The 21,245-nt window shown below is 74.1% G+C and carries 23 protein-coding genes; 3 read left to right on the forward strand and 20 right to left on the reverse strand.

Annotated features, from left to right (window positions below; all coding sequences use genetic code 11):
- Positions 1-7: 7 nt before the first annotated feature.
- Genes hisB through ACU436_RS33385 form a run of 9 tightly spaced genes read right to left on the reverse strand, consistent with a single transcriptional unit; the run spans position 8 to position 8,208 of the window.
- The gene (hisB, locus tag ACU436_RS33345) at positions 8-607 is read right to left on the reverse strand and encodes an imidazoleglycerol-phosphate dehydratase HisB (RefSeq protein ID WP_459031027.1); all 600 of its coding nucleotides are present in this window, start codon (positions 605-607) and stop codon (positions 8-10) included.
- Positions 604-1,734, reverse strand: coding sequence for a histidinol-phosphate transaminase (locus ACU436_RS33350; RefSeq protein ID WP_459031028.1), 1,131 nt, complete (start codon positions 1,732-1,734; stop codon positions 604-606). Before ACU436_RS33350 ends, hisB begins: the two co-directional genes overlap by 4 nt.
- Positions 1,731-3,050: a histidinol dehydrogenase gene (gene hisD, locus ACU436_RS33355; protein ID WP_459031029.1), complete on the reverse strand. Its 1,320-nt coding sequence runs from the start codon at positions 3,048-3,050 to the stop codon at positions 1,731-1,733. Before hisD ends, ACU436_RS33350 begins: the two co-directional genes overlap by 4 nt.
- Positions 3,051-3,077: 27 nt before the next feature.
- Positions 3,078-3,518: a type II toxin-antitoxin system VapC family toxin gene (locus ACU436_RS33360; RefSeq protein ID WP_459031030.1), complete on the reverse strand. Its 441-nt coding sequence runs from the start codon at positions 3,516-3,518 to the stop codon at positions 3,078-3,080.
- Positions 3,518-3,799: a FitA-like ribbon-helix-helix domain-containing protein gene (locus ACU436_RS33365; protein ID WP_459031031.1), complete on the reverse strand. Its 282-nt coding sequence runs from the start codon at positions 3,797-3,799 to the stop codon at positions 3,518-3,520. The genes ACU436_RS33360 and ACU436_RS33365 overlap by 1 nt, the downstream gene beginning before the upstream one ends.
- Positions 3,800-3,834: 35 nt before the next feature.
- A complete protein-coding gene (locus ACU436_RS33370) occupies positions 3,835-5,010 on the reverse strand; it encodes a M20 family metallopeptidase (protein ID WP_459031032.1) in 1,176 nt (391 codons plus the stop codon).
- On the reverse strand, positions 5,007-6,017 hold the full coding sequence (locus ACU436_RS33375; protein WP_459031033.1) for a ketopantoate reductase family protein: 1,011 nt from the start codon (positions 6,015-6,017) through the stop codon (positions 5,007-5,009). The genes ACU436_RS33370 and ACU436_RS33375 overlap by 4 nt, the downstream gene beginning before the upstream one ends.
- Complete coding sequence (locus tag ACU436_RS33380) at positions 6,014-7,306, reverse strand: MFS transporter (protein WP_459031034.1); 1,293 nt, start codon at positions 7,304-7,306, stop codon at positions 6,014-6,016. The genes ACU436_RS33375 and ACU436_RS33380 overlap by 4 nt, the downstream gene beginning before the upstream one ends.
- Positions 7,303-8,208, reverse strand: coding sequence for a polysaccharide deacetylase family protein (locus tag ACU436_RS33385; protein ID WP_459031035.1), 906 nt, complete (start codon positions 8,206-8,208; stop codon positions 7,303-7,305). Before ACU436_RS33385 ends, ACU436_RS33380 begins: the two co-directional genes overlap by 4 nt.
- Positions 8,209-8,343: 135 nt before the next feature.
- On the opposite strand from ACU436_RS33385, the gene ACU436_RS33390 reads away from it, so the two are divergent.
- Positions 8,344-9,150 carry an SDR family NAD(P)-dependent oxidoreductase gene (locus tag ACU436_RS33390; RefSeq protein ID WP_459031036.1) on the forward strand — a complete coding sequence of 269 codons (807 nt, stop codon included), beginning with the start codon at positions 8,344-8,346 and terminating at the stop codon, positions 9,148-9,150.
- Here ACU436_RS33390 and ACU436_RS33395 read toward each other — a convergent pair.
- The 5 genes from ACU436_RS33395 to nadA form a co-directional block, all read right to left on the reverse strand.
- The gene (locus tag ACU436_RS33395) at positions 9,122-9,412 is read right to left on the reverse strand and encodes a hypothetical protein (RefSeq protein WP_459031037.1); all 291 of its coding nucleotides are present in this window, start codon (positions 9,410-9,412) and stop codon (positions 9,122-9,124) included. The genes ACU436_RS33390 and ACU436_RS33395 overlap by 29 nt on opposite strands.
- 180 nt (positions 9,413-9,592) lie before the next feature.
- Positions 9,593-11,410: an HNH endonuclease signature motif containing protein gene (locus tag ACU436_RS33400; protein ID WP_459031038.1), complete on the reverse strand. Its 1,818-nt coding sequence runs from the start codon at positions 11,408-11,410 to the stop codon at positions 9,593-9,595.
- 1,053 nt (positions 11,411-12,463) lie between these two features.
- Positions 12,464-13,324, reverse strand: coding sequence for a carboxylating nicotinate-nucleotide diphosphorylase (nadC, locus tag ACU436_RS33405; protein ID WP_459031039.1), 861 nt, complete (start codon positions 13,322-13,324; stop codon positions 12,464-12,466).
- A complete protein-coding gene (locus ACU436_RS33410; RefSeq protein ID WP_459031041.1) occupies positions 13,321-14,907 on the reverse strand; it encodes an L-aspartate oxidase in 1,587 nt (528 codons plus the stop codon). The genes nadC and ACU436_RS33410 overlap by 4 nt, the downstream gene beginning before the upstream one ends.
- Positions 14,904-15,911 (reverse strand): quinolinate synthase NadA, encoded by a 1,008-nt coding sequence (nadA, locus tag ACU436_RS33415; protein WP_459031042.1) that lies wholly within the window; start codon positions 15,909-15,911, stop codon positions 14,904-14,906. The genes ACU436_RS33410 and nadA overlap by 4 nt, the downstream gene beginning before the upstream one ends.
- A gap of 151 nt (positions 15,912-16,062) precedes the next feature.
- Here nadA and ACU436_RS33420 point away from each other — a divergent pair, with 151 nt between their 5' ends.
- Positions 16,063-16,770 (forward strand): NUDIX hydrolase, encoded by a 708-nt coding sequence (locus ACU436_RS33420; RefSeq protein ID WP_459031043.1) that lies wholly within the window; start codon positions 16,063-16,065, stop codon positions 16,768-16,770.
- A gap of 4 nt (positions 16,771-16,774) precedes the next feature.
- A complete protein-coding gene (locus ACU436_RS33425; protein WP_459031044.1) occupies positions 16,775-17,470 on the forward strand; it encodes an LON peptidase substrate-binding domain-containing protein in 696 nt (231 codons plus the stop codon).
- Between the two features lie 5 nt (positions 17,471-17,475).
- Here the strand turns inward: ACU436_RS33425 and ACU436_RS33430 are convergent, their stop codons facing one another.
- From ACU436_RS33430 to ACU436_RS33455, 6 genes are read right to left on the reverse strand one after another with little or no spacing between them, the layout of a single operon-like run.
- Positions 17,476-17,871: a PIN domain-containing protein gene (locus ACU436_RS33430; RefSeq protein ID WP_459031045.1), complete on the reverse strand. Its 396-nt coding sequence runs from the start codon at positions 17,869-17,871 to the stop codon at positions 17,476-17,478.
- 1 nt (position 17,872) lies between these two features.
- Positions 17,873-18,142 (reverse strand): type II toxin-antitoxin system Phd/YefM family antitoxin, encoded by a 270-nt coding sequence (locus ACU436_RS33435; protein ID WP_459031046.1) that lies wholly within the window; start codon positions 18,140-18,142, stop codon positions 17,873-17,875.
- Positions 18,143-18,165: 23 nt separating this feature from the next.
- Positions 18,166-18,366, reverse strand: coding sequence for a biotin synthase auxiliary protein BsaP (bsaP, locus tag ACU436_RS33440; RefSeq protein WP_459031047.1), 201 nt, complete (start codon positions 18,364-18,366; stop codon positions 18,166-18,168).
- A 2-nt stretch (positions 18,367-18,368) separates the two neighbouring features.
- A complete protein-coding gene (gene bioB, locus ACU436_RS33445; protein ID WP_459031048.1) occupies positions 18,369-19,391 on the reverse strand; it encodes a biotin synthase BioB in 1,023 nt (340 codons plus the stop codon).
- A complete protein-coding gene (bioD, locus tag ACU436_RS33450; protein ID WP_459031049.1) occupies positions 19,388-20,083 on the reverse strand; it encodes a dethiobiotin synthase in 696 nt (231 codons plus the stop codon). The genes bioB and bioD overlap by 4 nt, the downstream gene beginning before the upstream one ends.
- On the reverse strand, positions 20,080-21,228 hold the full coding sequence (locus ACU436_RS33455) for an 8-amino-7-oxononanoate synthase (RefSeq protein ID WP_459031051.1): 1,149 nt from the start codon (positions 21,226-21,228) through the stop codon (positions 20,080-20,082). The genes bioD and ACU436_RS33455 overlap by 4 nt, the downstream gene beginning before the upstream one ends.
- Positions 21,229-21,245 lie beyond the last annotated feature (17 nt).

Raw genomic sequence — 21,245 nt, forward strand, 5'->3', positions numbered from 1 at the left:
AGTGCCGTCAGAGGGTGCCCTTCGTCGACGCGATCCCGGTGATCCGCGCGTCCGGCTCCACCGCGGCCCGCAACGCCCTGGCGAGCGCCTTGAACTCGGCCTCGGTGACGTGGTGCGGGTCGCGCCCGTCCAGCACGCGGACGTGCAGCGCGAGGTGCCCGTGGAAGGCGAGCGACTCGAACACGTGCCGGTTGAGCACCGTGGGGTAGTGGCCGCCGACGACGAAGCCCTGCATGACGTCCGGCTCCCCCGTGTGCACGGTGTACGGGCGGCCGGACACGTCGACGACGGCCTGGGCGAGCGCCTCGTCCATCGGGATCCACGCGTCGCCGAAGCGGCGGATGCCCGACTTGTCGCCGAGCGCTTGGCGGATCGCCTGCCCGAGCACGATCGCGACGTCCTCGACCGTGTGGTGCACGTCGATGTGGACGTCACCGGACGCGCGGACCGTCAGGTCGAACGCGCCGTGCTTGCCGAACGCGTCGAGCATGTGGTCGTAGAACGGGACCCCGGTGGCGATCTCGGTGGTGCCGGAGCCGTCGAGGTCGATCTCGACGAGCACCTTCGACTCCTTGGTGATCCGCTCCACGCGGCCGACACGTGTCATCGACTCAGCTCCTGGTCCGCGACGTCCGCTGCGATCTGCAGGAACGCGTCGTTCTCCTCCGGCGTGCCGATCGTGACCCGCAGGTGCTCCGGGATCCCGACGTCGCGGATCAGAACCCCGCGGTCGAGGAAGGCCCGCCACGCGCGTGGGGCGTCGGCGAACCGGCCGAACAGCACGAAGTTGGAGTCGCTGGGCACGACGTCGTACCCGGCGGCCGCGAGCGCCGGCATGACGCGGTCGCGCTCGGCCCGCAGCAGCGCCACCGAGCCGAGGGTCGCGCCGGCGTGGCGCAGGGCGGCGCGCGCGGCGGCCTGGGTGAGCGCGGACAGGTGGTACGGCAGGCGCACCAGCTGCAGCGCGTCGACCACCGCCGGCGCCGCCGCGAGGTAGCCGAGGCGGCCGCCGGCGAACGCGAACGCCTTGCTCATCGTGCGGCACACCACGAGCTTGTGCCCGTGGGTGCCGAGCAGGCCGATCGCGCTGGGCCGGTCGGAGAACTCGGCGTACGCCTCGTCGACCACCACCACCCCCGGCGCGGCGTCGACCAGGACGGCCAGCTCGTCGGGGTCGATGCTCTGCCCGGTGGGGTTGTTCGGGCTCGTCAGGAACGTGAGGTCGGGGCTCTGCTCGCGCAGCACCGACGCGGCCTCCCGGACGTCGAGCGAGAAGTCCGGGCGCCGCGGCGCGGGCAGCCACTCGGTGCGCGTGCCCGAGGCGATGATCGGGTGCATCGAGTACGACGGCTCGAACCCGACCGCGACGCGACCCGGCCCGCCGAACGCCTGCATGATCTGCTGCAGCACCTCGTTGGAGCCGTTGGCGGCCCACAGGTTGGCGCAGGTCAGCGGCACGCCGGTGGACGTGGAGAGGTAGTCGGCGAGGTCGGCGCGCAGCCCCACCGCGTTCCGGTCCGGGTAGCGGTGCAGCTCCTCCGCGGCCGTGTGCACGGCCTTGGTGACGTCGGCCACCAGCTCGGGCGGCGGCGGGTACGGGTTCTCGTTGGTGTTGAGCCGCACCGGGACGTCCAGCTGGGGGGCGCCGTAGGGACTGCGGCCGCGCAGGTCCTCGCGCAGCGGCAGGTCGTCGAGCGTGACGGCTCCGCCGACCGTGTCGTGAACCGCTGTCATCGGGCGAACCTCGCAGTGACCGCTTCGCCGTGCGCCGGCAGGTCCTCGGCCCCGGCGAGCGTGACCACGTCGTCGGCCACCGCCCGCAGCGCGTCCTCGCCGTACTCGACCACGTGCACACCCTTCAGGAACGTCTGCACCGACAGACCGGCCGAGTGCCGGGCGCAGCCCCCGGTGGGGAGCACGTGGTTGGAGCCCGCGCAGTAGTCGCCGAGCGACACCGGCGCGTACGGCCCGACGAAGATCGCCCCCGCGTTGCGGACGCGCAGCGCGATCTCGCGGGCGTCGCGGGTCTGGATTTCCAGGTGCTCGGCGGCGTAGGCGTCGACGACGGTGAGCCCGGCGTCGAGGTCGTCGACGAGCACGACACCCGACTGCGGCCCGGTGAGCGCGGTGCGGATGCGCTCGCCGTGCTTGGTGGCCGCCACCCGCAGCTCCAGCTCGCGGTCGACCGCTTCGACGAGCACCTCGGACGGGGTGACCAGCACCGACGCCGCGGCCGGGTCGTGCTCGGCCTGGCTGATCAGGTCGACCGCGACGTGCACCGGGTCGGCGGTGTCGTCGGCGAGCACGGCGATCTCGGTGGTGCCCGCCTCGGCGTCGATCCCGATCAGGCCGCGCAGCAGGCGCTTGGCGGCGGTGACGTAGATGTTGCCCGGCCCGGTGACCATGTCGACCGGCTCCAGCTCGGCGCCGTCGGTGTCGGTGCCGCCGAACGCGAGCAGCGCGACGGCCTGCGCGCCCCCGACCGCCCACACCTCCTCGACGCCCAGCAGCGCGGCCGCCGCCAGCACCGTGGGGTGCGGCAGGCCGCCGTGCTCGGCCTGCGGCGGCGAGGCCAGCACGATCGACCCGACGCCCGCGGCCTGGGCGGGCACCACGTTCATCACCACGCTGGACGGGTAGACGGCCAGCCCACCCGGGGCGTAGAGACCCACCCGCTGCACCGGCAGGAACCGTTCGGTGACGGTGCCGCCGGGCGCGACCTGCGTGACCAGGTCGGCGCGCCGCTGGTCGGCGTGCACGCGGCGGGCGCGCTCGATCGAGGTCTCCAGCGCCGCCCGCACGGCCGGGTCGATCGCGGCGAGCGCACCGTGGCAGGTCTGCGCCGGCACCCGGACACCGGTCGGGCGCACCCGCTCGAACCGCTCCGCGAACTCCAGCGCCGCCTCGACGCCCCGCTCGCGCACCGCGTCGACGATCGGCCGCACCTGGTGCAGCGCCGCATCGACGTCCTGCTCGGCCCGCGGCAGCAGGCCGCGCAGGCGAGCGGTACGAGGCAGGGGTGCACCACGCAGGTCGAGTCGCCGAAGCATGGGGACCAGCCTAATCCGCCCCGCCGGCTACTCGACCGGCATCCCGAGCGCCGCCGCGGCCGCGGCCTGCCGGTGGTCCCGGGTCACGAGCACGACGGGCTCGCCCGCCGCGAGCTCCGCCGCGGTGCTGCGGGCCACGGCGAGATGCAGCGCGTCGACGCTGCGCAGCGGGTGCTCCGCGACGAGGGCGGCGGCGAGCCCGAACACGACCTCGGGCTGCAGGCGCAGCAGGAGGATCGGGCCGTCCTCGCCGCAGTCGGCGTCGACCACGGCGAGCAGCTCCGCCGGGTCCGGCAGCCGACCTGCCCGGTGCGCCGCGTGCACGGCGCTCGCCAGCTCCAACCGGGTCAGCTCGCTCGTCACGACCGGTTCGGCCCCCTCGAGCAGCAGCCCGCGCAGTTGCTCGTGGTCCGGCTCGTCGGCGAAGTAGCAGCGCACGAACGCCGAGGTGTCGACGTAACGCAGCATCAGCGGCCGTCGCGGTCGGCCGCGAGCGCATCGCTGACCGGCGTCCCCAGCCCCTCCAGACGACGGATCACGTCCTGCCGGGAGCGCACCGCTACGGGCCGCGGCGGCACGACCCGCAGCCCGGACCGGTCGATCCGGCGCCGCACGGACTCCGCATCGTCCTCCACGGCGGCGGCGAGCACGCCGGTGACGAGGTCGTTCAGGGAGCGGTCCTGCTCCGCGGCGCGCTCTTTGAGCCGGCGGTGCAGATCGTCGTCGATCCGGGCGATGAGCTGTTTCACGGCGACAATGATAGCACTTTCACGATATCCTGCTATCATGATGCGAACGCCGCCATCACCCCCGCCGCCACGGCGGCGCGTTCCACCATCCCGTCGACGCTCACGTGTTCGTGCCTCGCGTGTGCCCCGGCGCCCACGGCCCCGAGCCCGTCGAGCACCGGCACGCCGAGGGCGGCGGCGAAGTTGCCGTCGCTGGCCCCGCCCACCGCGGTCTCGCGCAGGTCAACGCCGAGCTGGGCGGCCGCCGCGCGAGCGAGGTCGTACATCGCAGCGACCGGGGCGCTGCGCTCCATCACCGGCCGGTTCCAGCCGCCGCTCACGGTGACCTCCGCGCGCGGGTCGTGCGCGTGCAGGCCGGCGAGGAGCGCGTCGATCCGGTCCTGCGCCGCCGACGAGGACACGCGCACGTCGATCCGCGCCTCCGCCGAGCCCGCGACCACGTTCGGCCGGGTGCCGCCCCGCAGCACCCCGACGTTGACGCTGGTGCCCTCGGCGAGGTCGGTGCCGTCGTGCAGGACGCGGACGGCGCGGGCGATCTCGTCGATCGCGCTCGCCCCGGCCGCCGGGTCGAGGCCGGCGTGGGACTCGACGCCGCGCGCGTGCACGTCGAAGAGGCCGACCCCCTTGCGCGCGGTCTTCACCGCGCCGTCGGCGCTCGCCTCGAACACCAGCACCGCCGCCGCATCCGCGCAGGCGGCCTCGATGTGCGGCCGGGAGAACGGGCTGCCGATCTCCTCGTCGCCGTTGAGCAGCAGCCGCAGCGGCGGGTGCGCCACCCCGGCCGCGCGCAGCGTCCGGACCGCCCAGACGGCCTGCACGAGCCCGGCCTTCATGTCGAACACGCCGGGGCCGCTGATGCGGTCCTGCTCGACCCGCACCGGCCACGCGTCGAGCGTGCCGGCGCTCCACACGGTGTCGTAGTGCGCGAGCATCGTGAGGCGCTCCCCCACGCCGTCGTAGTCCAGCACAACGACGTCCCCGTGCGCGGCGGACTCGTGGTGGGTGCGCCCGGCGGGTGGGCCGAGCCGGTCGGTCAACCACTCCTCCAGGTACGCGAGGCCCTTGGCGAGCAGTTCCGGCTCGTCGCTCGGGGTCTCCCGCCCGGCGTAGGCGACGAGGTCGGCGACCATCTCGGCGCGCCGCGCGGCGAGCAGCCCGTGCAACGCAGGCATGTCGACGGCGGTCAGCGCCGTCTTTGCGGGCACGGTCATCGCAGGGCTCCCGCGAGGTCGGCGATGCGCTGCTCGGACATGGCTGCCCCATCCTCCAGCTCGGTGATCTGTGCGACGAGCCGCTCCAGCCCCGGCGCGGCGATGCCGAGCCGCCCGGCCCGGTCGAGCACCGGCCCGTAGTGGGTGGGCACCTCGGTGGGCCGGCGGCGCACGGCGATGTCACGCCAGATGCCGCTGCGGTCCTTGGCCTGCGTGCGCAGCCAGGCCACCAGGCCGTCGGTGGCGGCATCCTTCGCGGCGGCGTCGCTTCCCGCGTAAGGAGCGGGGTCGAACGCGTCGAACGGCTCCAGGGCGATCCCCTCCGCCGCGGACACCGCGTAGACCTCGGCGGCGAGCGCGTGCATGACGGCGCGGTGCCGGTCGATCAGCTCGGCCATCGGCGCGTCGGCGAGAGCGGTGGCCACGAGCATCGCGCCGAACCCGAGCTTCGACCACAGGTACCCGGCGACGTTCCCGGTGGCCCGCGCCGGCCCCCACGCCTGCAGGTCCGCCACGACGTCGCGCACCCGCGCCGAGTCGCGCCCGTCCAACTCGCCGACGACGAGCGCGCCGAGCCCGCCGTCGCGGATCTCCCCCGGCGCGACGACGTCGGCGAACAGGTTGACGAACGCGCCGACCGTCCGCTCCGGGCCGACGCGCGCGGCGATCGCCTGCTCGTTCAACCCGTTCTGCACGGAGACGACGAACCCGCCCGGCGCGAGCCGGGGCGCGATCCAGTCCAGCGCGCGGTCGGTGGCCTGCGCCTTCACCGCGAGCAGCACGCGTTCGACGCGCGCAGGGCCCGGCTCGTCCGGCGGGTACGCGGCGGCGACCGGCGCGGCGGTGCGCTCGTCCCCGCGGCGGACGACGATCCCGTGCTCGCGGATCGATCGCAGGTGCCCGGCGTCGGCGTCCACGACGGTGACCTCGTGCCCGGCGCGGGCCAGGTGGTGTCCCAGCGTGCCGCCGATGGCCCCGGCGCCGACGACCACATAACCCCGCTTCATGTGAGCTCCTTGCCCCTGGTCTCGGGCATCGTCGCGTAGACGGCGACGCCGACCAGCGCGCCCGCCGCCACGTACAACCACACGTAGCCGCCCAGCCCGTTCGCGTTCATCCACGTGGTGATGTAGGGCGCCGTGCCGCCGAAGATCGCCACCGCGAGCGCGTAGGGCAGCCCGATCCCGGTGCTGCGCACCTCGGCGGGGAACTGCTCGGCCATCACCACGGCGCAGTTGGCCGAGTAGCCGGAGATCAGGGTGACGCCGATCAGCTCCACCACCAGCAGCGCCCAGAACCCGCCGACCGAGAGCAGCTCGAACAACGGCCAGGACAGCACGACGAACCCGATCGCGAACGCGAGCAGGGTGGGCTTTCGCCCGTACCGGTCGGACAGCAGGGCGACGAACGGCAGCAGGCACAGGAAGTACGCGATCGCGATGGTGTTGGCGAGGAGCGCCTCCTGCAGCGGGATGCCGATGGCCTTGCTGGCGTAGCCGGGCATGTAACTGATCCACACGTAGTAGGTCAGCGTGCCGGCGATCGTGATGCCGACGACGCGCAGCGCGGCAGCCGGGTGCTCGGTGAGCATGCCGACGATCGGGTGCCGGCCCCCGGTGCGGCCCTCGCCGCTCGCGCGCCGGAAGCTCTCCGTCTCGTCCACGCTCACGCGCAGCCACAGCCCGACCAGCCCGAGCAGGCCGCCGACCGCGAAGGCGACCCGCCAGCCCCACGACTGCATCGCCGCCTCGCTGAGCGAGGAGGTGAGCACGAAGCCCATGAGCGACGCGATGAGCGCGCCCGCGCCGACCGAGACCTGCTGCCACGACCCGGCGAAGGCCCGCCGCCGCGGCGCGGCCGACTCCACGAGGAACGACGAGGACGAGCCGAACTCCCCGCCCGCCGAGAACCCCTGCACGAGCCGGGCGAGCAGCAGGATCAGCGGTGCGACGAGCCCGATCGTGGAGTACGTCGGCGTGATCGCGATGACGAACGCCGCCCCGGCCATCAGGCTGATCGTGAGCATCAGCCCCTTCTTGCGGCCGTGCCGGTCGGCGTACGCGCCGAGCACCGCGCCGCCGATGGGCCGCATCACGAACCCCACGGCGAACACCGCGAGCGTGGACAGCAGCGCGACGGTCTCGTTGCCCGGCGCGAAGAACTGGCTCGCGAACACCGGCGCGAGCGTGGCGTAGACCGCCCAGTCCACCCATTCGACGGTGTTGCCGATCGAGCCGGCGAGGATCGCCTTGCGCTGCGCCGGCGTGAGCCGGGTGCCGAGAGCCGATTCGGTCACGACCGGGGCTCCTCTGCACCGGTGAGCTCATCACGAGCCAGCTCGGCGACCTCGGCGTGGGTGGCGAACCAGACGTCAGGCTTCCCGGCGATGTGCGCCACCAGGTCGCGCAGTGCGACCAGGCGGGACCGGTGCCCGATGACGTGCGGGTGCAGGGTGAGCTGGAAGAGCCCGCCCTCGGCGTGGGCGGCGTCGAACTCGTCGCGCCAGATCTCGAAGAGCGCCCGCGGCGGGGTGTAGGGCCGCAGCGCGCCGTAGCGCTCCATCATCAGGTACGGGGCGTCGTCGCGGATCCACTCCACCGGGATCTCCACGATGCCGGTGCGCCTGCCGTCGGCCAGCAGCTCGTAGGGCTCGTCGTCGGCCATGAGCGACGAGTCGTAGCGCAGCCCGAGCTGCTCGATGATCGAGAGCGTGTTGTCGGAGAAGTCCCAGCTCGGCGTGCGGATGCCGACCGGCCGCGTGCCGGAGAGCTTCTCGAGGGTCTCGATCGCACGGCCGGTGAGGTCGAGCTCGTCGGCGCGCTCGAGCTGCATGTTGCGCTCGTGGATCCAGCCGTGGACGGCCACCTCGTGCCCGCCCGCGGCGTAGGACTCCACCTCGTCGGGGTGCAGCAGCGCCGACACGGCGGGCATGAAGAAGCTGGCGCGCACGCCGTACTCCGCGAGCAGCGCGAGGATCTTCGGCGCCGCCACGCGGGAGCCGTACTCGCCCTGCGCGAGCTTGCCCGGCCGGGTCTCGCCGTCACGCAGCGGGATCGTCTCGTGGTCCGAGTCGAACGAGAGCGCGACGGCCACGCGCGCCCCTCCCGGCCAGCTCGCGGGCACGAGCCGCCGCCCGGCGCGGACGCGGTGCACGTGGCCCCGCCAGGTCGGCTCGTCCCACTGCCATGGTTCGGTCATGCGCTGCGCTCCCTCGTCCCGTCGGGTTGATCCGCACCGTAGGCCCGCTCGAGGGTGCGGGCTCGCTCCGAGTTGCAGCAGAAAGTTGCAGCAAAGTGGCTTTGCTGCAATCCGGCGGTGCGCCATCGTGCGGGGATGGCGATCACCGCTCCCCCGCACGTCGCTCTCGTCACCGGCGCCAACCAGGGCATCGGCGCCGCCACCGCCATCGAGCTGGGCCGCCGGGGCTGCGCCGTGCTCGTGGCCTACCTCCGGCCCGGCGACGACGAGGGCCAGCCCGCCGAGTACAACCGCCTGCGGAGCGGCGACGCGGCCGACGTCGTCGCGGAGATCGAGCGGGCCGGCGGGCAGGCCCACGCGGTGGAGGCCGACCTGCGCGAGCCGGCCGCTCCCACCCGGCTGTTCGACGCCGCCGAGGAGCGGCTCGGGCCCGTCGACATCCTGGTCAACAACGCCAGCGGCTGGGTGCAGGACACCTTCAAGCCTGCGGAGGTGGACGGGTTCGGCCGGCCGATGCGGCCGGTCACCGCGGAGACCTTCCAGCAGCAGTTCGCCGTCGACGCGATGGCCCCCGCGCTGCTGATCTCGGAGTTCGCGCGCAGGTTGCAGGCCCGCGGCGGTTCCTGGGGGCGCATCGTCGGCCTCACCTCCGGCGGGCAGCACGGGTTCCCCGACGAGGTGTCCTACGGCGCCGCCAAGGCCGCACAGGAGAACTACACGATGTCCGCGTCCGTGGAGCTGGCGTCCCACGGCGTGACCGCCAACATCGTCTACCCGCCGGTCACCGACACCGGGTGGGTCAACGACGAGGTCCGCGCCGCCGTCTCGGCGAGCACCGAGCACACCCACGTCGCCACGCCCGACGAGGTGGCCGAGGTGATCGCCTGGGTCGTGTCGGAGGAGGCCCGCCTGCTCAACGGCAGCGTCGTGCGCCTGCGTTAGAGCCTCGGCCACGGGATCCACCGTCGACAAGAAGCCGGCCGAGAAGCCGCTCGACGGCCCGGAGATTGCTGGTGGCCTCGTGCTGTTCGGAGTGCGGGACGTCGTAGAACTCGGTGAGGGCCTTGTGGATCAGGACCCCCTGCACGGTCAGCTGCAGATCCGGGACGGAGCGCGGGAATTCGCGAAGAGCCCGCTCGTGGATCCCTCCCGAGGTCAGCAGGCCGGGGCGGGCGTAGAACGCGAGATCACCCTCAGTGGTCACGTCAGCTCCCCGCCGTGTCGGTTGTCATGGGCAACGTACCGAGACACCGGCGTGCAGCGGGCAGGCAGCGGGCAGTAATTGATCATCCGAAGCACGACGCGAACTTCGAGTACCCACCGTCCACAAGCCGAGACGATCGTCGATCCGGAGATCGGCGTCGAGCGCCGGGCCGACCCGTGGTCAGAACGGTGCCGGATCTGCCGGGTCGGCGGGGATGGTGTACCCGGCCCAGAGGGCGTCGGTGATCTCGCCCTGCCGCTGTGCGGCGCGCACCGGGGGTTCCGGTGGAAGCGGTGGGTCGGTGGCCGGTGGCGCGGGGTCGGGTCGGTAGTCGTGGGGGTCGCTGCGGTACCTGTGTCCGGTGGGGGTGATCCACTCGATCCGGCCGTCGGGCCGGGTGCGGACCCGCCAGCCTGGGGCGTGTTTGGCGTGGTGGTCGTGCCCGCAGCCGGCCATCAGGTTCTTGTCGCCGGTGGGGCCCTTCGGGTAGGGGATGATGTGGTCGAGGTCCGAGTCGATGGCGCGGCGGCGGCACAGGGGGCCGCGGCAGTGTTGGTCGCGGGCGCGGACGAAGTCGGCCAGCGCGGCGGGGGGCCGGTAGCTGGTGCGGCCGTGGTCGAGCAGGGCACCCGACAGCGGGTCGTAGATCAGGCGCTTGAGGGTGGCGTCGGCGGCGATCTCGCGGGCCAGCCCGGCGGGGATGGGTCCGTGCCCGGCCAGTTCGCATGCCTGCTCGTCGAGTCCGAGCAGGGTGGTGAACGGCATCAACACCTGTACGAGTGGTTTGCCGGGGTTCACCGGTCGGGGTGCGGGAACCCGCGCGCCGGGGTCGGTCTCCGCGGCGCCATCGGCGTCCCCGCCACCATCGGTGCCGGTGCCGGTGCCGGTGCCGGCTCGGCCGCCCCGGTCGCGGCTGCCCCGGTCGCGGCCTGCCGGGCCGAGATCTGCCCGGCGGTCGAGGTCACCGTCGTCGGTGCCCGGGTCGCCAACTTCCCCGACTTCTCCGCGCTCGGACCCGGAGCCGGTGTCGGACCCGGACTCGGACTCGGGGGCGGGGTCGGGCGACTGGATGTCGGGGTCGGGCGGCTCGGGGTCGGCGTGGGCGAGGGTGCCGGTCAGCAGGCTGACCAGGAGGTCGGCGCGGCGGGCGTCGATGCCGCGGGGGTCGTCGGAGTCGCAGCCCTGGGCGAGGCGGGTCAGCCACTGGAAACAGGATCGGGCGTCGGGAGCCGACAGCAGCGCCCACAGCGAGGCCATGCCTTCCTGTTCGTCCCCGACCGCGACGCGGCGGTCGCGGCGGGCGGCGCGGTGCCGGTCGCGGGACCCGTCGGGGTCGGCGTGCAGCACCGCCCGCTTCAGCGCGGCCTTGAGTTGGGCGAGGGTCTGTTCGGGTGCGCGGTGCAGCACCCGCTGCTGCACCGCGCGGGCCTTCGCTACGGGCAGGTAGTGGGTGGCGTCGCAGATCGCGGTGACCCGCCGCTCATCCAACCGACCCCGTTGCCAGGCGTGCAGGGTGTGCGGCAGCACCTGGCTCAGCTGCACCGCCCGCCCCAGCCGGGCCTTGGCGGTGAGCCGGGACAGTTTCAGTGCGAGCCCGATCTCGTCGGGGGCGAACCGTCCGATGCTGCACGGTTTGCCGGTGGCCACCATGGTGGGGTCGTCGCCGGGGCGGCGGCGGGCGAACTCGGCCAGCAGCCGCGCCTGGCGGGCTTGGGCCCATCCGGTGATCCGCTCGAACCCGACGATGGCCTCGATCAGCCCGGCGTCGGACAGGGTGGTGGGGTCGGTGGTGGCTGCGTCCAGCCCGACCGCGGTGTCCTCGCCGGGTACCGCGTCACCCCAGGGCCATTCCTCGGGGGCCAGCCGCACCCTGGGCTCCGGTTCGCGGTGTCCGGGTGGGCCGAGTAGTTCGTCGAGTTCCAGCAGATCGAGCGGGTCGAGCACGTCCTCGCCGATCCAGCCTTCCGGCCGGTCGATCTCGACAACCTGCTCGAACATGCGTTCGAATATAGCGCGCACCTGCGGAGCGAGGGCGCGTTCTGGGGTCATCTGTTCGCCCGAGAACCGAAGGCCTTCCCGGTCGCGGGCATCGCGCCCGGACCGGCCGGGGAGGTCCAGAGCGTGGTGCCGAATCGCAACCTTCCCAACGTGGGTGCGCCGGCGCGGCGGACGATCCGCTGCGGTTGAGCGCACCGTGCCCGACCGGTCGCGGCCTGCCCCCACCCCTCACCCGGGCCCGGCGTGTGATCACTCCGGTCGGTCCCGGGCCGCACCGCTCGGGGGTGGCCGGGTTGGATTCACTACCGGACCTGGGGTGGCGTGGGGCGGCCGTCCCCGGCTGGCCGGCACGCCCGTTCCGGACGAGACCGCTTCTGCTGGGTGCCTACGCAACTATCCTGTGGTCCCGTCGCCCCACCCTGACCGCGCCGACCCCAGGGTGCGTTCCGCTGGGACGCGCCCGGGGTCGTCCACAGCCTCGAGATCGATCCCCGAAGGTACGCGGCTCCGAGCGGGGTCCGGCCGAAGGCCGTGCCCGGGAAGGCAGCGATCTCCCGGGAATGGCGGCGGTCCGAATCAGGACCACCGGACAGTGGCGTGGACACCCAGCGGTGACGGACTCGTCGCAGACGGGCGTGCCGGACAGCCGGGGACGGCCGCCCACACAACCCCGGATTCGGTGGTGAACCCAACCCCGCCATCCACCCGGACGACGGGCTCGACGCGACCGGGCTGCTCGCCCGCGACACCCGGGCGGGTGTGGATCGCATCCCGCTGCGAGGTGAGCGGGCTCGCCCAACCGCAAGCCGAACTTGCACCGACCCAGCCGGGCAGCGCCACCGAACCGGTCTCGGCGGCGGCCGACAGCGGATGGCCGCTGATGGAGAACCGTGTCCTTGGCCGCGCAGCAGCGCCTCGGGCCCGACCACGTGCTCTACTGCCACCCCACGCAGCCGCGGCGACGTCCGCATCCCCACCAGACCCCCAGCCGATACGACGACGAGCCGTGGCGTATGCGCAGTCGCGCTGATCCCGGCCAGTGCGTGCATCCGCTCACGAGGACTCGAGGTCCAGCCCAAGGTCCAGGGCACGCACGGAGTGGGTGAGCGCGCCGACCGACAGGTAGTCCACCCCGGTCTCGGCGTAGGCCCGCGCGCTCGCCAGCGCCAGCCCGCCGGAGGACTCCAGCAGCGTCGGCCGGTCGCCCCTGCGCCGCACGGCCTCCCGCGTCTGCCCGACGTCGAAGTTGTCCAGCAGCACCAGCTCGGCCCCGAGCGCGAGCACCTCGTCGAGCTGGTCGAGGGTGTCCACCTCCACCTCGTACGGGAGGTCGGGCGCCGCGGCCCGGGCCGCGGCCAGCGCGGCCCCCACCGAGCCCGCGGCGGCCACGTGGTTGTCCTTGATCAGGACGGCGTCGCCGAGGCCGAGCCGGTGGTTCACGCCCCCACCGCAGCGCACGGCGTACTTCTCGAGCAGCCGCAGCCCGGGCAGCGTCTTGCGGGTGTCCCGGATGCGGGCGCCGGTGCCGGCCACGGCGTCCACCCACGCCGCGGTGGCGGTCGCGACGCCGGAGAGGTGGCAGAGCAGGTTCAGCGCGGTCCGCTCGGCGGTGAGCAGCCCGCGCACCGGAGCCCGGACGGTCAGGACCACATCGCCCATCGCGAGCCGGTCGCCGTCGGTGCGGGTCTCCAGGACCTCGTAGTCGCCCACCGCCTCGTCGAGCACGGCGCACACCGCGGGCAGGCCGGCCAGGACGCCCGCCTCGCGCGCGCCGAACGCCGCCACGGCGACGGCATCGGCCGGCACGGTGGCCGCGGTGGTGGCGTCCGGGCCGTAGCGCAGGTCCTCCTCGAGGGCGGTCGCCACGACCCGCCGCAGGTCGGCGAGGTCGGGTCCGAGCAGAGTGCCGGTCATGCCGCTACCACCGTTCCGGTCCGCACGACCGGTCGGCCGGCCGTGTCGAGGGTGAGTTCGAGGCTGGAGCGCTGCCACCGCTCGTCGCGCTCGGGGAAGTCGGTGCGGACGTGGCAGCCGCGGCTCTCGGTGCGGGTGCCGGCCGCGGCGAGCACGGCCTGCGCGAGCAGGGTGAGCGCCGCGTCCTCCACGGCCGCCCGGTCCGCCGGGACGGCCACCGCGGTGGCGGCCTCGACCCGGTCGGACGCCGCGGCGAGGCCGGCCGCGTCGCGACCGATGCCGGCCGCCGCCGCCATCGCCTGCTGCACGACCGCGCGCGGCGCGAGCGGCACGGCGGGTGAGGTGAGAAGACACGGGTCCGCCGGCCGGACCGCAGGCCGGTCGGCGGCCACCGCCCGCGCCGCCCGGGCCCCGACGACGAGCCCCTCGAGCAGCGAGTTGGACGCGAGCCGGTTCGCCCCGTGCAGGCCGGTGCGCGCCACCTCACCCGCGGCGTAGAGCCCGCTGACGGCGGTGCGCCCGTGCACGTCGGTGACGACGCCGCCGCAGGCGAAGTGCGCGGCGGGGGTGACCGGGATCGGCTCGCGCGCCGGGTCGATCCCGGCGTCCCGGCACGCGGCGTGGACGGTGGGGAATCGGTGGGCGAAGTCCGGGATCGCGGTGGCGTCCAGGTGCACGCAGTCGGCGCCGGTGGCGGCGAGCGTGTGGGTGATGGCCTTGGCCACCACGTCGCGCGGGGCGAGGTCGGCGAGCGGGTGCACGCCGGTCATGAACCGGCGGCCCGCGCGGTCGAGCAGCACCCCGCCCTCACCGCGCACGGCCTCGGTGACCAGGGGCCGCCGGCCCATCGCGGGCCCGGTGTAGAGGACGGTGGGGTGGAACTGCACGAACTCGATGTCGGCCACCGTGGCACCGGCCCGCAGCGCGAGCGCCACGCCGTCGCCGGTGGCCGTCGCCGGGTTCGTGGTGCTCGAGTACAGCTGCCCGTACCCGCCGCTCGCCAGCAGCACCGCGGGCGTGCGCAGCACGCCGGGGTGGCCCTCGTCGTCGAGCACGGCGAGCCCGGTGACCGCGCCGCGCTCGTCGCGCAGCACGTCGACGGCGACGTGGCCGGCGAGCAGCGGGAGCCTGCGGTCGGTGGCCGTGGCGATGAGCGCCCGTTCCACCTCCGCACCGGTGGCGTCGCCGCCGGCGGGCACCACGCGGAACGCCGAGTGCCCGCCCTCGCGGGCGCGGGCGAGCGTCCCGTCGGCCCGCCGGTCGAACACCGCGCCCCGGGCCCGCAGCCGCGCGACGGCGGCCGGTCCGTCGGTGAGGATCTCGGTGACGGCCGCGGCGTCGGAGAGGCCCGCCCCGGCGACGATCGTGTCGGCGACGTGCGCCTCCATGGTGTCACCGGGCACGTCCCCCAGCACCACGGCGACCCCGCCCTGCGCGAAGCGGGTGGAGCCGGCGTCGGCGACGTCCTTCGTCACGACGACGACCCGCAGGCCGAGCTCGGCGGCGTCCAGCGCCGCGGTGAGCCCGGCGACCCCCGACCCGATGACGACCAGGTCGGCATCGGCTTCCCACCGCGACGTCATTCGCCACCCCCCGGCTTCCCGATCTCGATCATCCGCTGGACCGCGGCCCGGCCGCGCGCGGCGAGGTCGGGTTCGACGTGGACCTCGTCGCGGCCCTCGCGCAGCGCGCGCAGCAGCTTCTCGGGCGTGATCATCTTCATGAAGCGGCAGGACGCGCGGTCGTTGACGGCGCGGAAGTCGATCTCCGGTGCGGCGCGGCGGAGCTGGTGGAGCATGCCGACCTCGGTGGCCACCAGCACCGAACGCGCCTGCGACGTGCGGGCGGCGTCGAGCATCCCGCCCGTCGAGAGGATCTTGACCCGGTCGGCCGGCACCGTGCCCGCTCCGGCGAGGTAGAGCGCCGAGGTGGCGCAGCCGCACTCGGGGTGGACGAACAGCTCGGCGTCCGGGTTCGCCTCGACCTGCGCGGTGAGGGTGGCGCCGTTGATTCCGGCGTGCACGTGGCACTCCCCCGCCCAGACGTGCATGTTCTCGCGCTGCAGCACGCGGCGGACGTGCGCTCCGAGGAACTGGTCGGGCAGGAACAGGACCTCGCGGTCGGCCGGGACCTGTGCGACGACCTCCACCGCGTTCGACGAGGTGCAGCAGATGTCGGTCTCCGCCTTCACCGCGGCCGTCGTGTTGACGTAGCTCACGACGACGGCGTCCGGGTGCTCGGCCTTCCACTCCCGCAGCTGGTCGGCCGTGATCGAGTCGGCCAGCGAGCACCCCGCGGCGGCGTCCGGGATCAGCACCGTCTTCTCGGGGCTGAGGATCTTGGCCGTCTCGGCCATGAAGTGGACGCCGCAGAACACGATCGTCGACGCGTCCGACTCGGCCGCGATCCGTGAGAGCGCGAGCGAGTCGCCGGTGTGGTCCGCGACGTCCTGGATCTCCGGCAGCTGGTAGTTGTGCGCGAGCAGCACGGCGTCCCGGCGGCGGGCCAGCGCGCGCACCTCGTCGGCCCATCCGGGTTCGAGCGACGCGCCGAGCAGGGGCTCGGCGATCGTCGGGCTTGCGGTCATGACCCCTCCTAGTTTTCGACTATCAGTCGGAAACAGGTCGGATATTAACAGCGGGACCGCGGCCGCACACCCTGCTCGTGACCGGGACCTCATCCCGGCGCAACCCGGTGTTCACGCAGGGCGTCGACCCCGGCACCCTACGATCCGGAGCATGGCGCGCCCGACCGAGCACGAGGTGCTCGCCGCGGTGCTCCAGATCCGCTGCGGGTCGCTCCAGGTGCTCGCCTGGCAGCGCGCGCTGCCCCCCGACTCCGGGCGCTGGTCCCTGCCCGGCGGCCTGCTCGGCGACGACGAGGACGTCGAGCGATCGGTGCGCCGCCAGCTCGCGGAGAAGGTCGACCTGCGCGAGGTCACCCACGTCGAGCAGCTCGGGGTCTTCAGCCGCCCGGACCGGGTGCCGGACGTGCGGCGGGTCGCCACCGCGTTCCTCGGGCTCGTGCGCTCCGACGCCGACCCCGCCGTGCCCCCGGACACGCAGTGGCATCCACTGGCCGCACTCCCGCCCACGGCCTTCGACCACGCCGCGATCGTCGCCGACGCCCGCGACCGGCTCCGGGCCAAGCTGTCCTACACCAACCTGGGTTTCGCGCTCGCCCCGCGCGAGTTCACGATCTCCGCGCTGCGCGACCTGTACGGCGCCGCCCTCGGCCACCCGGTCTCGGCCACCAACCTGCAGCGCGTGCTGACCCGGCGCCAGGTCCTCGAACCGACCGGCGTCCTCGCCCCGCCGGGACCCGCGGGCGGCCGGCCGGCGGCGCTCTTCCGCTTCACCGAACCCACCCTGCGCGTGACCGACGCGTTCGCCGTGCTGCGCCCGCCGAGCGGACCGGGCGAAGCGGCCCGTGGAGTCGTACCGTAACGCCGTGGCCGAGACGCTCCCCGAGACGCTCCCACTGTTCCCGCTGGGCACGGTGTTGCTGCCCGGAGCCACGCTGCCACTGCACGTGTTCGAGCCGCGCTACCGGCAGCTCACCGTCGACCTGGTCACCGGTGTGGTGCCCGGCCGCGAGTTCGGCGTCGTCGCGGTCCGGGAGGGTTGGGCCCCCGACGACGACGGGATGTCGGGCCTGCACGCCGTCGGCTGCACCGCGGTGCTGGACGACGTCGAGCGGCTGCCCGACGGCCGCTTCGACCTCGTCACGCGCGGTGCCCGCCGCTTCCGGCTGCTCGACGTGGACGCCGACTCCAAGCCGTACCTGGTGGGCTCGGTGGAGCCGCTCCCGGACGAGCCCATCGACGACGCGGCCGTCGGCGAGCTCACCAGAATCCTGGCCGCGGCCGCCCGCGCCGCCCACCACCGCTACTGCAGCACCGCGTGGAAGACGGGCGACTGGGCGGAACCGGAACCCGACGTCGAACCGGGCACGCTCCCGCACGTCCTCGCCGCCGACTGCCTGCTCCCCATCGGCGACCGCCAGCGCCTGCTCGAGCTGACCTCACCCATCGGGCGGCTGCGGCTGGTGCGCGCCCTGCTGGCCCGCGAGACCAGCCTGCTCGCCGAGCTCCGCGCGGTGCCCGCGCCGATCACGACCTACGCGGTGGACCACAGCGTGAACTGACGGCATCAACCGAGGCGTTTGACCGGCACCACGTTGGCGAGCTGGTCGGCACCGAGGAAGTCGGCCGGGTTCGTGGTGAGCAGCGGCACCCGGGCCGCCGCAGCGGTGGCGGCGATCTGCAGGTCGAGGCGGCGGGGCCGCGGGTTGCGGCCGGCGGCCCGCACGAGCGTCGAGAGGACACCGTAGAGCTTGGCCTCCTCGACTCCGAACGGAAGGATTTCGTAGTCCGCCAGGACCCGGCGCAGGCGAGCCTCACGAAACCCGTGGTCGGTACCGATGTTCAGACCGAAAGCCAGTTCGCCAACGCTCACCGCGCTCACCAGGGCCACGTGGTCTTCGTAGTCGGAGAGATCCAGCTCCTCGGCGCCGACGAGTACGGACGTGTCCAGCAGGGCGTACATCTCAGTACTCGATGCGATCATCACCGAAGATCAGGTCGTCGGCCTCGCGGTCGCGGTACCACTGCTCGACGTCGATCGACGGGAGCTGCCGAAACTCCTCCTGCATCTCCCGGACGGTGCGGCGCCGCTTCTTCACGTTGTCACCGTGCGGCACCAGGTCGGCGACGGGCTTGCCGTTGCGGGTGATGACGAAGCTCTCACCCGCCTCGACCCGGCGCATGATCGCGCCGCTGTCGTTGCGCAGCTCCCGCTGGGGAATGGTCTCGGGCACGCACCAAATGTAGCATCTTTCTGCTACGGAACCGCTACAGGGCCTCCGTCGCTGGTGCGTTCACCGTGCCGGCTGCAGCGCGCCGTCCAGCGCGTCGGCGTCACCTGCACCACCATGCGACGCGCGCAGTCCGGGCAGAACCGCGGAGGCTCCAGCGCGCGCCGGGCCGCGCAGCGCGCGTGCCCACCCTCGGTCGCCGGCTTCCCGCACTGGTCGCAGAACACCGCTAGATCGTCTCGTTCAAGGCCTTGATCGGCATCTGCAGCTCGCCGAGCAGGTCGATGTCGGACTCCGCGGGCCGGCCGAGCGTGGTCAGGTAGTTCCCGACGATCACCGCGTTGATGCCGCCGAGCAGGCCCTGGCGCGCCCCCAGGTCGCCGAGCGTGATCTCCCGTCCACCCGCGAACCGCAGCACGGTGCGCGGCATCGCCAGCCGGAACGCCGCGACCGCGCGCAGCGCGTCCCGCCCGTCGAGCGGCTCCAGGTCACCGAACGGCGTGCCGGGGCGCGGGTTGAGGAAGTTCAACGGCACCTCGTCCGGGGTGAGCGCGGCCAGCTGGGCGGCGAACTCGGCCCGCTGCTCGACGGACTCCCCCATGCCGAGGATCCCGCCGCAGCAGACCTCCATCCCGGCCTCGCGCACCAGGCGCAGCGTCTCCCAGCGCTCCTCCCAGGTGTGCGTCGTGACGACGTTCGGGAAGTGCGTTCGGGCGGTCTCCAGGTTGTGGTTGTAGCGGTGCACGCCCATCGCGGCGAGCTCCTCGACCTGCTCGGGCGTGAGCATCCCCAGCGAGCAGGCGATGTTGATGTCGATCTCGTCCTTGATCGCCGCGATGCCGGCGGCCACCTGCGCCATCAGCCGCTCGTTCGGCCCGCGCACGGCCGCGACGATGCAGAACTCGGTGGCCCCGGTCTTGGCCGTCTGCTTCGCCGCCTCCACCAGCGACGGCACGTCCAGCCATGCAGAGCGCACCGGCGACTCGAACAGGCCCGACTGCGAGCAGAAGTGGCAGTCCTCCGGGCAGCCACCGGTCTTCAGCGAGATGATCCCCTCGACCTCGACCTCCGGCCCGCACCAGCGCATCCGCACCTCGTGCGCCAGCTCCAGCAGCGGTTCGAGCGCCTCGTCGGGGAGCCGCAGGACGTCGAGCACCTGCGCCTCGGTGAGGCCGACACCCTCCTCCAGGACCTGGGAGCGGGCGGTGTCGAGGATGGCAGTGTCGAAGATCCCTGGCCGCGTCGTCGTCACGCGTCGGGAGTCTGCCATCCGCCACCCAGATCGGGCGCCAGACTGTGATGCGCAACCGTGGCGAACTCGCCGGGTGCCAGTGCACCCGCCCCCTCCGGCACGGCGCCGAGCAGCGCGGACCCGGTGACGGCGGGCAGATCGCCCAGGTTGCACCGCGCCGCCAGGTCCGGCTCGGCGGGCCAGCTGCCGACGACGAACCCCGTGCAGCCGATGTCCCGGCGCGCGAGCGCCTCGGCGGTCAGGGCCGCCGTGTTGAGCGTGCCCAACCCCGCGGGCGCGACGACGAGAACCGGGGCGCGCAGCTGTCCGGCGACGTCGGCGAGGGTGTCGCCACCGTCGGTCAACCGGACCAGCAGCCCGCCCGCGCCCTCGACGAGCACGAGGTCGGCGTCGGCCTGCAACTCGCGGGCGGCCGCAGCAGCAGCGGCCGCGGTCACCGGTGCGGCCCCCGCGCGGCGCGCGGCCGTCGCCGGAGCGAGCGGCTCCGGGTAGCGCGCCAGCTCGCGGGTCGCGACGCCCGGGACGAGCCGCGCGACGTCGGTGAGATCGCCGGGCTCGTCCGGGGTCACGCCGGTCTGCGCCGGCTTGAGCACGGCGACCCGCGCACCGCGGGCGACGGCCAGGGCGGCGACGGCGGCGGTGACGACGGTCTTGCCGACGCCGGTCCCCGTCCCCGTCACGACGAGGATCATGCGTTGGCCGGAGCGAGCACGTCCGCGAGCACGGTGCGGACGTGCGCGAGCTCGGCGGCGGTCACCGTGGCGCGGGCGGTGAGCCGCAGCCTGCTGGTGCCCTCCGGCACCGACGGCGGGCGGAAGCACCCGACGCGCAGGCCCCGCTCGGCGCACCGGCGCGCGGCGGCCACGGCGACGTCCGGGTCACCGAGCACGACGGCCACGACCGCGGACGGCGGCGCCGGTACCCCGGCGGCGTCCGCCAGCTCGGCGGCCACCCGCAGCACGGCGCCGGGCCGTTCCGGCTCGGACCGCAGCACGGCCAGCGCCGCGCGCGCCGCGCCCACCGCCGCGGGCGCGAGCCCGGTGTCGAAGATGAACGAGCGCGCCGTGTCCACCAGGTGCGCGGTGACCGCGGCCGGCCCGAGCACCGCGCCGCCCTGGGCCCCGAGCGACTTCGACAGCGTCACCGTGGCGACCACGTCGTCCGCGCCCGCCAACCCGGCGGCGGCGAGCAGCCCGCGCCCGCCGGGCCCGGCCACGCCGAGCCCGTGCGCCTCGTCCACGACGAGCAGCGCGCCCCGGCGCCGGCAGACGGCGTGCAGGTCCGCCAGCGGCGCGAGCCCGCCGTCCACGCTGTTCACGCTCTCGGTGACGACGATCGCCCGCTGCTGCGTGCGCGCGGCGAGCGCGGCGTCGACCGCGCCGGGGTCGTCGTGGGGCACGATCGCGACATGGGCGCGGGAGAGGCGGCACGCGTCCACGAGCGACGCGTGGTTGGCCGCGTCGGACACCACCAGCGTGTCCCGGCCGGAGAGCGCCGTGACCACACCCAGGTTGGCGGTGTACCCGGAGGAGAACACGAGCGCGGACTCGGCGCCGCAGAACGCCGCGAGCTCGGCCTCGAGCTCGGCGTGCAACGCGGTCGTGCCGGTGACCAGCCGGGATCCGGTGGAGCCCGCTCCCCACGTCCGCACCGCCCGCACCGCGCCCTCGACGACCCGGGGGTCGGTGGCGAGCCCGAGGTAGTCGTTGCCCGCGAGGTCGAGCAGGGGCTCCGCGGGGGTGCGCGGGCGCAGTTCCCGGTGCAGTCCTTGCGCGTGTCGGCGGGCGGCGTGCGGTTCGAGCCAGGCGAGCGGGTGGGCGGGATCGGGGGACGTCACGAGCGGAGACCGTAACC

The sequence above is a fragment of the Pseudonocardia wallangbongensis genome (genome assembly GCF_054486945.1).